Annotated in this window: 12 protein-coding genes; 9 read left to right on the top strand and 3 right to left on the bottom strand. The window is 40.9% G+C overall.

Features of this window, described 5'->3' with window-relative positions; all coding sequences use genetic code 11:
* Window positions 1-6 precede the first annotated feature (6 nt).
* On the top strand, window positions 7-1,122 hold the full coding sequence (locus tag B3R79_RS03295; RefSeq protein ID WP_293693738.1) for a glycerate kinase: 1,116 nt from the start codon (window positions 7-9) through the stop codon (window positions 1,120-1,122).
* Here the strand turns inward: B3R79_RS03295 and B3R79_RS03290 are convergent.
* Window positions 1,119-1,574 carry a YueI family protein gene (locus tag B3R79_RS03290; protein ID WP_154454239.1) on the bottom strand — a complete coding sequence of 152 codons (456 nt, stop codon included), beginning with the start codon at window positions 1,572-1,574 and terminating at the stop codon, window positions 1,119-1,121. The two genes, B3R79_RS03295 and B3R79_RS03290, sit on opposite strands and share 4 nt — an antisense overlap.
* Before the next feature lie 203 nt (window positions 1,575-1,777).
* On the opposite strand from B3R79_RS03290, the gene eno reads away from it, so the two are divergent.
* Window positions 1,778-3,076, top strand: coding sequence for a surface-displayed alpha-enolase (gene eno / locus B3R79_RS03285; protein WP_204984498.1), 1,299 nt, complete (start codon window positions 1,778-1,780; stop codon window positions 3,074-3,076).
* A 102-nt stretch (window positions 3,077-3,178) separates the two neighbouring features.
* Here the strand turns inward: eno and gatD are convergent, their stop codons facing one another.
* Window positions 3,179-3,967: a lipid II isoglutaminyl synthase subunit GatD gene (gatD, locus tag B3R79_RS03280; protein WP_154455380.1), complete on the bottom strand. Its 789-nt coding sequence runs from the start codon at window positions 3,965-3,967 to the stop codon at window positions 3,179-3,181.
* Between the two features lies 1 nt (window position 3,968).
* Window positions 3,969-5,312 carry a lipid II isoglutaminyl synthase subunit MurT gene (gene murT / locus B3R79_RS03275; protein WP_168260566.1) on the bottom strand — a complete coding sequence of 448 codons (1,344 nt, stop codon included), beginning with the start codon at window positions 5,310-5,312 and terminating at the stop codon, window positions 3,969-3,971.
* A gap of 105 nt (window positions 5,313-5,417) precedes the next feature.
* Here murT and cdaA point away from each other — a divergent pair, with 105 nt between their 5' ends.
* The 7 genes from cdaA to B3R79_RS03240 all read left to right on the top strand — a co-directional run bounded on the left by cdaA (window position 5,418) and on the right by B3R79_RS03240 (window position 12,094).
* Complete coding sequence (cdaA, locus tag B3R79_RS03270; protein WP_168260567.1) at window positions 5,418-6,263, top strand: diadenylate cyclase CdaA; 846 nt, start codon at window positions 5,418-5,420, stop codon at window positions 6,261-6,263.
* Window positions 6,264-7,220, top strand: coding sequence for a CdaR family protein (locus B3R79_RS03265; RefSeq protein WP_293693734.1), 957 nt, complete (start codon window positions 6,264-6,266; stop codon window positions 7,218-7,220).
* A gap of 97 nt (window positions 7,221-7,317) precedes the next feature.
* Window positions 7,318-8,670 (top strand): phosphoglucosamine mutase, encoded by a 1,353-nt coding sequence (gene glmM, locus B3R79_RS03260; RefSeq protein WP_168260569.1) that lies wholly within the window; start codon window positions 7,318-7,320, stop codon window positions 8,668-8,670.
* Between the two features lie 94 nt (window positions 8,671-8,764).
* Entirely contained in the window at window positions 8,765-9,892 is a 1,128-nt protein-coding gene (gene hemW / locus B3R79_RS03255) for a radical SAM family heme chaperone HemW (RefSeq protein WP_293693732.1), read from the top strand.
* A gap of 11 nt (window positions 9,893-9,903) precedes the next feature.
* Window positions 9,904-10,647 carry an acyl-ACP thioesterase domain-containing protein gene (locus tag B3R79_RS03250; RefSeq protein WP_168260571.1) on the top strand — a complete coding sequence of 248 codons (744 nt, stop codon included), beginning with the start codon at window positions 9,904-9,906 and terminating at the stop codon, window positions 10,645-10,647.
* A 33-nt stretch (window positions 10,648-10,680) separates the two neighbouring features.
* Entirely contained in the window at window positions 10,681-11,454 is a 774-nt protein-coding gene (locus B3R79_RS03245) for a TIGR01457 family HAD-type hydrolase (RefSeq protein WP_167829320.1), read from the top strand.
* Window positions 11,444-12,094 carry a TIGR01906 family membrane protein gene (locus B3R79_RS03240; RefSeq protein ID WP_293693730.1) on the top strand — a complete coding sequence of 217 codons (651 nt, stop codon included), beginning with the start codon at window positions 11,444-11,446 and terminating at the stop codon, window positions 12,092-12,094. Before B3R79_RS03245 ends, B3R79_RS03240 begins: the two co-directional genes overlap by 11 nt.
* Window positions 12,095-12,568: the final 474 nt, after the last annotated feature.

Below are 12,568 nucleotides of genomic sequence, written 5' to 3'. Positions count from 1 at the left end.
GGTTATATGCATATCCTGATAGCACTCGATTCATTTAAGGAAAGTTTATCTGCCCTCGATGCGGCAAAAGCCATTCAAAGGGGATTTAAAAAAGCACTGCCAAATGCGACTTTTGACTTAATGCCGATTGGCGACGGTGGCGAAGGAACCTTGGAGACCTTAACTGATGGCTTGCACCTAAGGCGTGATAGCCATATTGTTACGGGAGCATTAGGTCAGCCTGTGGAAGCTCACTATGCGACCAATGGTCAATTAGCTGTTTTTGAAATGGCTGACATATGTGGCTTGGAAAAAGTTCCACTTGATAAGCGCAATCCGTTAACATTAACGACAAAAGGTGTCGGTGAAATGATTGGACACCTTGTTGACCTTGGTATCAAAGAAATCATGATTGGCGTTGGCGGCAGTTCCACTAATGATGGTGGTATTGGAATGGCAGCAGGATTAGGCTATCGTTTCTTTGACGAGTCTGGTCAAGAAGTTGCTGCAGTTGGTGATAATCTTGGGAATATTGTCAGATTCTTTCGCGATTCTAATTCTCCAGACCTTTCGCAAGTCACCCTTACTATCATTACTGATGTCACCAATCCCTTGTGTGGTCCCAAAGGAGCGACCTACATTTTTGCAGGGCAAAAGGGATTGCCCAAGACTGACTTTGCCCATGTGGATAAGGCCATGGAACAGTTTTACCGCCAATCCTTTCCAGAACTTCTTGATTTGGCAGGAGCAGGAGCTGGTGGGGGTATGGCAGCTGGCTTAGTTGCCTTTGCTGGTGGAAAAATTATCTCAGGTATTGATGCTGTTCTTGATGTGCTTGATTTTGATCGCCGAGTTCAAGCAGCTGATTTGGTTATTGTTGGAGAAGGACGCATGGATCAGCAAAGCCTATCAGGGAAAGCCCCTGTTGGTGTTGCTAGACGCACTCCAAAGGGCACGCCGGTTATTGCTATCTGCGGTAGCTTGAAAGACGATTTGCCTGACTTTCCTGTTGCCAATATCCAAGCCGCTTTTCCAATTATTTCAGGTGTGGACTCCTTGGAAAAGACCTTGGCAAAAGCCCCTCAAAACCTAGAACGCACCGCTCAAAATATTGGCAATCTTTTAGCCTTGACGGATTTTTAATCCTTGTGGAAGAGTCTAGACCAAAAGCCACTTTTATTGGCTTTTTGAGGTTTTTCCTCATCGACGGGCTGTGGAAAGCGCACGGACAATAAAGGATTGTCCACATTTTCTGCCTTGTCAGAATGAACGATGATACCATAAGGCGAATGGGCATTTTTTTCATCAACAATCGTGGCTTGAATAGAAAGGTTTTGAGCCACTTTCATATAATAACATTGGTCCGCAAAAGACAAAGATGGTGAGATTTTGACAAATAAAGTGGTGTATTCTTGGGATAATTCTTTTAAAATGCCTTTAAATCGTCCTTTAGTCGCTTTTAAACGGCTATCTTCTACAGGGATAGACAAAACGACTCGTTCAGCGAAAGTCCCAAAATAAAGCCGTTGTTCATCTGGATTCAAGCGTTTTTCACCTGCTGCAGCGTGCAGCACCTTGTTTTCTAGTTCACTCATATTAGCACCTCACATTTATTAGTCTTATTATAGGCTAAATCCCGCTAACTGTCATTTTTTTTACCAAATGAAGTAAGAAAATGGAAATTCACAAAAATATTGTGACAATATTTACAAAAATTCTCGTTTTTATTTGCCTAAGCCGTGATATTATGGTATTATTTGTAGTGTAAAATATTAAAACTCATAAGGAGAGTAACATAATGTCAATTATTACTGATGTTTACGCTCGCGAAGTCCTTGACTCACGCGGTAACCCAACACTTGAAGTAGAAGTTTACACTGAATCAGGTGCATTTGGACGTGGTATGGTTCCTTCAGGAGCTTCTACTGGTGAACACGAAGCAGTTGAACTTCGTGACGGAGACAAATCTCGTTACAATGGTCTTGGTACTCAAAAAGCTGTTGACAATGTTAATAACATCATTGCTGAAGCTATCATTGGTTTCGATGTTCGTGATCAACAAGCAATCGACCGTGCAATGATCGCTCTTGATGGTACTCCAAACAAAGGTAAACTCGGTGCAAATGCTATCCTTGGTGTTTCTATTGCCGTAGCTCGTGCAGCAGCTGACTATCTTGAAATTCCACTTTACAGCTACCTTGGTGGTTTCAACACTAAAGTTCTTCCAACTCCAATGATGAACATCATCAACGGTGGTTCTCACTCAGACGCTCCAATCGCTTTCCAAGAATTCATGATCGTACCTGCTGGTGCACCTACATTCAAAGAAGCTCTTCGTTGGGGTGCTGAAATCTTCCACACTCTTAAGAAAATCCTTAAAGAACGTGGTCTTGAAACAGCTGTTGGTGACGAAGGTGGATTCGCTCCTAAATTTGATGGTACTGAAGACGCTGTAGAAACTATCATCAAAGCAATCGAAACTGCTGGTTACAAACCAGGTGAAGATGTATTCCTTGGATTTGACTGTGCATCATCAGAATTCTACAACGATGGAATCTATGACTACACTAAATTCGAAGGTGAAGGTGCTGCTAAACGTACTGCTGCAGAACAAATCGACTACATCGAAGAATTGGTTAACAAATACCCAATCATCACTATCGAAGATGCAATGGACGAAAACGACTGGGACGGATGGAAAGAACTTACTAAACGTCTTGGTGACCGTGTTCAATTAGTTGGTGATGACTTCTTCGTAACTAACACTTCATACCTTGAACGTGGTATCAAAGAAGGTGCTGCTAACTCAATCCTTATCAAAGTTAACCAAATCGGTACTTTGACTGAAACATTCGAAGCTATCGAAATGGCTAAAGAAGCTGGTTACACTGCCGTTGTATCACACCGTTCAGGTGAAACTGAAGATTCAACAATCGCTGACATCGCAGTTGCAACTAACGCTGGTCAAATTAAAACTGGTTCACTTTCACGTACTGACCGTATCGCTAAATACAACCAATTGCTTCGTATCGAAGACCAACTTGGTGAAGTAGCTGAGTACCGTGGATTGAAATCATTCTACAACCTTAAAAAATAATTGTTGATATAACAATATTTTAAGAGTCTATCTATTTCAGATAGGCTCTTTTTTATGTATAAGGAGCAAAATAAAAAGATTGCAGATGCAATCTTTTTGGTATTATTTGTCGAATTCAGCTTTGCTTTTGGTATCGGCATATTCTTCAGCGACTTCTTTTGAGAGAATAGCGTCGTAGCTTGGTAGTTGAATATCGGCTCCGTATTTATTTTTTAGGGCGGTAGTAACAAGTCGATAGGCTAGGTTGGCATTGCGTGATAAGATAGGGCCGTGGAAATAACTGCCATACACATTTTTGTAATGAACACCTTCTGTGCCATCTTCGTTATTATTCCCATTTCCGTAAACGCAAGTGCCTAGCGGTTTTTCGTCGTCTGATAAGAAGGTACGTCCTTGATGATTTTCAAAACCGTAATAGGTTTCTTTGAATTCATCATTGTAAATTTTGATATCTCCGATGAAACGGTTGTTGTCTTGGTTGAGGGTGTAGTGTCCCATGACGCCAATGCCGTTGATTTTTTCGCCATTGGCTTGCACATAATATTGTCCAAGAAGTTGGAAGCCGCCGCAAATAGCTAGGATAACTTTGTCTTGGTTGATGAAGTTGGCGATAGCTTCTTTTTTACTTGGTAGGTCTTTGGCAACAATAGATTGTTCGTAATCTTGACCACCACCAAAAAAGGCCATGTCATAGTAATCAGCGTCAAAATCGTCGCCCAAAGACACAATATCAAAGGTCATTTTGGCACCGAGTTTCTCACCAACGTATTTCATCATGAGAATATTACCATTGTCACCATAAGTATTCATAAGATTGCCGTAAAGATGGGCAACATTTAGCTCGTAAGTGTAATCTTTGGTGTCAGGTGATTGGAGTGAAGTGTAAGTCATCTTAGTTCATCTCCTTTCCAACAGCATGACGATTGGCTAAAATCTCGCGGAATTGCAGCATAGCCGTGTAAGTAGCGAGAATATAAGCGTGCTCGGTTGGTTGTGATTCAATCAATGTCATAATATCTTCTAAATTTTCAGCTTCGGTGATTTTGGTGTCATCGTAGCCTGTCACGCGAAGGCGGCGGGCAATTTCAGAATGACGAACCCCACCAGCAAATAGTTGAGGAATGTCCATGTCTAAAATAGCCTCAAAATTAGCATCCCAAATCCAGCTGGTGTCAATACCATCTGCATAGTTAGCGTTGAGCAAGACTGACAAAGTGAAAGGATAAGGTGCTAATTTAATCATATCCAGTGCTTGACTAGCACCAACAGGGTTTTTAATCAGAACCAAGGTACATGATTTGTCACCGATTTTGAAGGTTTCTTGACGGCCAAAGACGGCACGACTCTTGTCAAAACCAGCTTTGATTTGCTCAGGAGCAACACCGAAAAATTCAGCAACTGATACTGCCGCGAGGGCATTGTAAATGTTATAAAGACCTCCTACGTTAATCTTGTAGGATTGGTTATCAATGACAAATTCTGAAGTGGTATTGGTAATCTTTGTCAATTCAGTCAAGGCATAGTCCAATTTTGGACGATGGAAACCACAATGTTCACACACATAATCTCCTAAGTTGGCATAGGTGTTGAGTTTGTATTTCAAAATGTGTTGGCAATGTGGGCAAAGAATACCTTCGGTATTGTAGTGAGCCAGTTTTGGAGCGTGTTTTTCCGTATCAAAGCCATAATATTTGACAGGATTAACCACCTTAGTGGAATGGAACAGAGGGCTATCTCCATTGGCTAGAATCGTCGCTTTTGGTGCCTTGGCTGCCCCGTCCAAAATCATTTGGTAGGTGGTGTAAATCTCACCGTAGCGGTCCATTTGGTCACGGAAAATATTAGTGAACACAAAAAGGTTTGGTGTGATGTATTCTGTGATTTTTGGCAAACTAGCTTCGTCAATTTCAAGCACCGCAATTTTCTTGCCTGATTTGGCTCTTTTTGCTGTCAGGAAAGTTGACGTAATACCTGTAATCATATTGGCACCGCTTGGATTGGTGACAATTTCGCCAAAGGCTTCTTTCAAAATACCGACTGTCAGAGCAGTTGTCAGGGTTTTACCATTTGTCCCTGTCACCACAACAATTTCATAGTCTTTAGCAATGGTATCTAGAATATCTTTATCGAATGTGAGGGCGATTTTTCCTGGCAAGGTCGAGCCACGTCCCATTTTAGATAAAACAAAATGAGCAGACTTCCCAGCCGTTAGTCCCATAAGTGTGTTTAATTTCATAAGGTTATTGTACCATAAAAAGATATATTATAATAAAGAAAATCTTTTGAAAACGTGGTATAATGTAGTGGAAACTTTAGTGAGTTAGATGAAAGAGATGCTTGTATGAGAAATTTAACCCTTATTGATGCTAAATTTTGGGCAACCTTATTTGAAAATCCATGGGAGATTGTTGTTCATCTTTTAGACATTTTAATTGTGGCTTATTTTATTTACCGATTAATACGAGCCTTGGCGGGGACGAAAATCATGTCCCTCATACAAGGGGTCGTGCTCTTTATTTTATTAAAATTTGTCGCTGAGTGGATTGGTTTTACAACGATTACCTATCTGATGAATCAAGTCATTACCTACGGTGTCATTGCAGGGGTTGTGATTTTTGCCCCAGAAATTCGGACAGGGCTGGAGAAATTTGGACGAACCACACAGGTTTTCATGCAAACCCAGCAAGCCAGTGACGAGGAAAAATTGGTTGAAGCCTTGCTAAAATCAGTGGCCTACATGAGCCCGCGTAAAATTGGTGCCTTGATTGCGATAGAGCGGACACAGACCTTGCAAGAATACATTTCGACAGGGATTCCCTTGAACGCGGATATTTCCAATCAATTGCTAATTAACATTTTTATTCCCAACACGCCTCTTCATGACGGTGCTGTAATTATCAGAGGTAATAAAATTGCGACGGCTTGTTCTTATTTGCCTTTGTCAGAATCTATGGTCATTTCAAAGGAATTTGGAACGCGTCACCGTGCGGCCATTGGTCTGTCAGAAAACTCAGATGCCTTGACCATAGTGGTTTCAGAAGAAACAGGTGGTATTTCTATCACATCCAAAGGAGAATTCTTGCATGATTTGAGCAAGGAAGAATTTGAGGCGATTCTGAGAGAACAATTGATTACAGAGCAAAAAACCGAGGAACCTTGGTACCATAAAATTTGGAGGAGGGGATAAATGAGGCGATTTTTCAATAGTCAAGTTTGGTTGGTTGTTGTATCAATAATATTTGCGATTTTGCTGTTTTTGACAGCAACGTCTAGTAATTACAACAGGACTGGTTCGCAGGTGTCTGGAGCAACCGAAACCTACACCCACACCTTAACCAATGTTCCTATTGATATTAAGTATGACAGTGATAAATACTTTATCAGCGGTTATTCTTATGAAACAGAAGTGTACTTGACGTCTATCAATCGAGTGAAATTAGATTCGGAAATCAATAGCGATACGAGAAGCTTCAAGGTCGTGGCTGATTTGACAAAATATGGAGAAGGAACCCAAACCGTTCCTTTGAAAGTCACTAATTTACCGACAGGGGTAACAGCAACAGCTTCACCCAGCCATATTTCAGTAACCATTGGAAAGAGAAAAACAAAAACATTTGCCGTTAAAGGAGAAGTGGACAGCAACCAAATCGCATCAGGTTACGAATTGAAGAAAGTGTCAACAGACCTTTCAGAAGTAGAAGTGACCAGCGATGAGAGCATCATCAATCAAATTGACCATGTGGTAGCTAAATTGCCAGAATCTGAGGTCTTAGATAGTGATTATAGTGGTCGTGTTGCCTTGCAAGCTGTGGCAGCAGATGGAACTATCTTAGCCAGTGCCATCAATCCTTCAAAGGCAAAATTGGATGTCACGGTTAAAAAATTAACCAAGTCAGTGCCATTAACGGTGCGGACAACGGGTGAGATGAACAGCAGTTTATCTGACATTGCTTATAAACCAAGCCAAACGCAAGTGACAATTTCAGGAAGTCAAGAGGCTTTGAATGCGGTAAATGAAGTCGTAGCGACGGTAGATATTTCTAATATCACCAAGGATACCAATGTTAGTGTCAATCTATCGGCGGATGATGTGACCGTTATCCCGTCTGTTGTGACTATTCAGTTGACAGTGACTAAAAAATAATAGATAATAGCAAAGATATAGCGATGGGTAATGCCTTGTTACCCATTCTTGGAAATGAATGAAGTAAAATGGAGGAGCGAATTTTCGCTAAAGAATAATGGGAAAATATTTTGGAACAGATGGCGTTCGTGGAGAAGCAAATGTTGAGTTAACACCAGAATTAGCCTTTAAACTTGGGCGTTTTGGTGGTTACGTTTTAAGTCAACACGAAACAGAGCGTCCTAGAGTGTTTGTAGCACGCGATACGCGTATTTCTGGGGAAATGTTAGAATCAGCTTTGATTGCTGGCTTACTTTCTGTGGGGATTGAGGTTTACAAATTAGGCGTTTTGGCAACTCCTGGGGTTTCTTATCTTGTTCGTACTGAAAAAGCTAGCGCAGGTGTTATGATTTCAGCTAGTCACAACCCAGCTTTGGACAATGGCATCAAATTCTTCGGTGGCGATGGATTTAAATTAGCCGATGACCAAGAAGAAGAAATTGAAGCTTTGTTGGATGCGGCAGAAGACACGCTTCCACGCCCATCTGCAGAAGGTTTGGGGACTTTGGTTGATTACCCTGAAGGACTTCGCAAATACGAAAAATTCCTCGTTTCAACAGGTACTAGTCTTGAAGGCATGAAGGTTGCCTTGGATACAGCTAACGGTGCAGCTTCTGTGTCTGCTCGAGATGTTTTCTTAGATTTGGATGCTGACATTACGGTTATTGGTGAAAATCCAGACGGTCTTAACATCAATGCTGGTGTTGGTTCAACCCATCCAGAACAATTGCAAGAATTGGTTAAAACATCAGGTGCTGCCGTTGGTTTGGCCTTTGACGGTGACAGTGACCGCCTTATTGCTGTTGATGAAAACGGTGATATCGTTGACGGTGACAAGATTATGTATATCATCGGAAAATACCTATCAGAACAAGGTAAACTAGCGCATAATACAATTGTTACGACCGTTATGTCAAATCTTGGTTTCCACAAAGCACTTGACCGTGAAGGTATTCACAAGGCCATTACAGCCGTAGGTGACCGCTATGTTGTAGAAGAAATGAAAAAATCAGGCTACAACCTAGGTGGTGAACAATCTGGTCACGTTATCATCATGGACTACAACACTACTGGTGACGGTCAATTGACAGCTATTCAATTGACAAAAGTCATTAAGAAAACAGGTAAAAAACTCTCTGAATTGGCTGCAGAAGTGACGATCTACCCTCAAAAATTGGTTAATATTCGTGTGGAAAACAGCATGAAGAGCAAGGCAATGGAAGTGCCTGCTATCGCTGGTATTATCAGCCAAATGGAAGAAAAAATGGACGGCAACGGTCGTATCTTGGTTCGTCCAAGTGGAACAGAACCGCTCTTGCGTATCATGGCTGAAGCGCCCACGGATGAGGAAGTTGACTTCTATGTTGATACCATCGCAGCCGTTGTGAGAGATGAAATCGGATTAGACTAAATATCAAGCATAGAGAAGTGAGGCATTTTGATACCTTGCTTCTTTTTTCTTTGGAAAATTGGTTAAGTTTTTTTAAAAATGTTATAATAACGTCATGCTAAAAAAACCAACATCAGCTTATGTTCATATTCCTTTTTGTACTCAGATTTGTTATTATTGTGATTTTTCAAAAGTGTTTATCAAAAATCAGCCTGTCGATGCGTATTTGCAGGCTCTTATTCGTGAATTTGAGCGTTACGATATTAAACAACTGCGTACCTTGTATATCGGTGGTGGGACTCCTACTGCCATCACTGCTCAGCAATTGGATTATTTGCTGACAAATCTTACTAAAAATTTGGATTTAAGTGTCTTGGAAGAATTCACCATTGAAGCCAATCCAGGTGATTTGACTGAGGACAAAATTGAGGTGCTCAAACAATCAGCTGTCAATCGTGTGTCTTTGGGGGTGCAGACCTTTAACGACAAGCAATTGAAACAAATAGGTCGCAGCCACAATGAAGCTCAGATTTATGACACCATTGCCAGTTTAAAAGAAGCTGGATTTGATAACATTTCGATTGACTTGATTTATGCCTTGCCAGATCAGACCATGTCTGATGTTAAGGAAAATGTTGCCAAGGCTTTAGCGCTAGATATTCCCCACCTCAGTTTGTACAGTTTGATATTGGAACACCACACGGTTTTCATGAATAAAATGCGCCGTGGTAAGCTTAATCTGCCTCAAGAAGACCTTGAGGCAGAGATGTTTGACTACATCATTACAGAACTTGAGAAAAATGGCTTTGAGCATTATGAAATTTCCAATTTTACCAAGCCTGGTTTTGAAAGTCGACATAATCTCATGTATTGGGACAATGCGGAATATTATGGTGTTGGTGCTGGGGCGTCTGGTTATATTGCTGGGGTGCGTTACCGTAACCAGGGGCCTATTCAACATTATTTGAAGGCTGTTTCAGAAGGTAATGCAAGATTGTCAGAAGAAGTTCTGACCAAAGAGGAAATGATGGAAGAAGAGCTGTTTCTAGGTTTACGTAAGAAATCAGGCGTTTCCATTGCCAAATTTGAAGAACGTTTTGGGATTTCCTTTGAGGAGCGTTATGGTCAAGTGGTTGCTGAATTGCGTCAACAAGGTCTTTTGGTGCCAGATGACGAGATGATTCGCATGACGAAAAAAGGTCTTTTCTTAGGCGATACTGTCGCAGAAAAATTTATCATATAGTAGGTAGTATTATGGGTTGTCATTATCAAGAAAAATATACGGTTCCTTTTTATGAAAGTGATATCAATTTCAACATGAAATTGCCAGAACTATTGTCCTTGGTCTTACAAGTGTCTGGTAAGCAATCGATGGCATTAGGCATCAGTAATGAGTTTATTTATGAAAAGTATCAGTTAGTTTGGATTGTGACGGACTATGCGATTGAAATTGAGCGTTTGCCCAAATACGCAGAAACCATCACCGTTGAAACCGTGCCAACGTCTTACAACAAACTCTTTTGTTACCGTGATTTTTACGTTTACGATGCCACAGGGGCAAAAATCATCACTATTCATTCGACCTTTGTTTTGATGGATTATGAAACCCGCAAGGTGCATTTTGTGATTGATGATTTGGTAGCTCCTTATCAAGCTGAAAAAATCAAGAAAATTTACCGCGGTCCTAAGTACGAGGATTTGGAAAATCCAGAAGAAACCTTGTATCATGTGCGTTTCTTTGACCTTGATTTGAACGGTCATGTCAATAACAGCAAGTATTTGGCGTGGATGTATGAGGGATTGGATTTTGAATTTTTGCAACACCACGTTCCTCGCAATATCCACCTCAAATACGTTAAAGAAATTCACTATGGTCATGATATCATTTCGCGCGTGGAACAAAAGGATTTGTCGACTAAACACGAAATTGTGACCCAAGGAACTGTTCATGCCCAAGCTTGCATCGAATGGCGAAGCATCGAAGAAAGCAGATTGTAAACTTTAACAATACAGATAAAAAAGGAGAATAATGTGACTTATAAAGGATACCTGATTGACTTAGACGGAACGATTTACAAGGGAAAGGAACGTATTCCTGCAGGGGAACGGTTTATTCAACGCCTGCAAGAAAGACATATTCCTTATGTTTTGGTGACCAATAATACCACACGCACACCTGAAGCGGTGCAAGAAATGTTAGCCAAGCAATTTAACGTTCAAACGCCGCTTGAAACCATTTATACAGCGACCATGGCAACGGTTGATTACATGAATGACATGAAGCGTGGCAAAACAGCGTACGTCATTGGTGAAACGGGCTTAAAAACAGCCATTGCAGAAGCTGGCTACGTTGAAGATACTGAAAATCCTGCCTATGTTGTGGTTGGGTTGGACACACAATTAACCTATGAAATGCTGGCAGTAGCCACCCTAGCCATCCAAAAAGGTGCCTTATTTATTGGGACCAACCCTGATTTAAATATCCCAACAGAGCGTGGCTTGATGCCAGGTGCGGGGTCTATTAGCAAATTCTTGGAAATTGCAACACGCGTCAAACCGATTTTCATTGGCAAACCTAATGCCATTATCATGAACAAAGCCCTAGACGTTTTAAATGTGAAGCGCGACCAAGCCATTATGGTGGGTGATAACTATTTGACAGACATCATGGCCGGTATCAAAAATGATATTGCAACTCTATTGGTGACAACTGGCTTTACCAAACCAGAAGAAGTGCCAACCTTGCCAATTCAACCTGACCACGTTCTTTCAAGCTTAGACGAATGGACTTTCGATGAAAAATAAGATTTGGACCTTTGCCACATGGCTTTGGCTTTTATCTGTGGCTATTTTAATCACGATTTACGGTGCTTGGTTGCTTTACCCATTTGAGGTTGATTGGTTGCATCTCACCTTGCAAGTGACCTTTCCCAAAGCAGATTTGCTTGATAACTTTAACGTGTTGATGACCTATCTCACCTCGCCTTTTTCACACACCTTGTCTATGCCTAATTTTCCTTCTTCTGCGGCAGGGCTCAAGCATTTTCAAGATGTGAAACACCTCTTTCACTTAACACAAGCGCTCTTTGTCGTGCTACTTTACCTATCTTGGTGTTTTTTGAAAAATGGCATCGTTAATAAAACCCTTTTTCTCCACCAAAGAGCATTTGTTTGGGCAGCCTTTTTACCAGTGTTAATTGCAGTAGCAGGCGTCTTAATTGGTTTTGAACAATTTTTTACGCTATTTCACGAAGTGCTTTTTCCTGGTGATTCTACTTGGCTCTTTAACCCAGCCACAGACCCTATTATTTGGGTCTTACCAGAAACCTTTTTTTTGCATTGCTTTATTCTTTTCTTTGTGGCCTATGAAGTATTAATGCTTGGTTTGTTATTGATTTCCCGCCGTCAATTTACACAAAGGCTAAAGGCTAGAAAGGAGGACTAATAATGTCTCTTGCCTGGTATTACTGGTTTTTATTTGCCTGTTCTTGGCTCTTTGCCATCACCTTTTGGGTCAAATCTACCAATATTCCCCAAAAGTGGCTAAAAGCCCTCTTTGTTATCTGTGGCGTAATCGCCTTTTGTCTCCCCTTTTTCTGGGGCTGGCTCGTGAGTTAATGATGAAAAAATTAGAAAACAAGCGTATGAAAACGCTTGTTTTTTGAAATAAAGAAAAGTAAAATAGAAGTATAATTTTTTATTCTCAATTAGAAAATAAAAAAGCACCCGAATCGGGTGACATACTTGGATACGGACTAGCCTTATTTTAGCAGCGATTTCTGCTAATTTAACGACTTTTTACCAGCAACACATTGCTTTTGGTATTAGTATGACAATTACATTCATTTTAGCTGGTTTTGCTAGCGAACTTGTGACGATTAAAAAAGACGATTAGCATGTACTGACCCCAAAAAGTTGG

The organism is Streptococcus sp. UBA3373 (assembly GCF_002360305.1).
GTDB classification, from domain to species: domain Bacteria; phylum Bacillota; class Bacilli; order Lactobacillales; family Streptococcaceae; genus Streptococcus; species Streptococcus alactolyticus.
The sequence above is the reverse complement of the archived record's forward strand: the minus strand, read 5'-3'. Positions and strand labels throughout refer to the sequence as shown.

Excerpts from the sequence above, each read along its gene's own strand:
- B3R79_RS03290 (WP_154454239.1), bottom strand. The coding sequence starts at position 1,574 with ATGAGTGAACTAGAAAACAAGGTGCTGCACGCTGCAGCAGGTGAAAAA.
- B3R79_RS03250 (WP_168260571.1), top strand. The coding sequence starts at position 9,904 with ATGGGTTGTCATTATCAAGAAAAATATACGGTTCCTTTTTATGAAAGT.
- gatD (WP_154455380.1), bottom strand. The coding sequence starts at position 3,967 with ATGACTTACACTTCACTCCAATCACCTGACACCAAAGATTACACTTAC.
- B3R79_RS03295 (WP_293693738.1), top strand. The coding sequence starts at position 7 with ATGCATATCCTGATAGCACTCGATTCATTTAAGGAAAGTTTATCTGCC.
- glmM (WP_168260569.1), top strand. The coding sequence starts at position 7,318 with ATGGGAAAATATTTTGGAACAGATGGCGTTCGTGGAGAAGCAAATGTT.
- B3R79_RS03265 (WP_293693734.1), top strand. The coding sequence starts at position 6,264 with ATGAGGCGATTTTTCAATAGTCAAGTTTGGTTGGTTGTTGTATCAATA.
- cdaA (WP_168260567.1), top strand. The coding sequence starts at position 5,418 with ATGAGAAATTTAACCCTTATTGATGCTAAATTTTGGGCAACCTTATTT.
- eno (WP_204984498.1), top strand. The coding sequence starts at position 1,778 with ATGTCAATTATTACTGATGTTTACGCTCGCGAAGTCCTTGACTCACGC.
- hemW (WP_293693732.1), top strand. The coding sequence starts at position 8,765 with ATGCTAAAAAAACCAACATCAGCTTATGTTCATATTCCTTTTTGTACT.
- B3R79_RS03240 (WP_293693730.1), top strand. The coding sequence starts at position 11,444 with ATGAAAAATAAGATTTGGACCTTTGCCACATGGCTTTGGCTTTTATCT.
- murT (WP_168260566.1), bottom strand. The coding sequence starts at position 5,312 with ATGAAATTAAACACACTTATGGGACTAACGGCTGGGAAGTCTGCTCAT.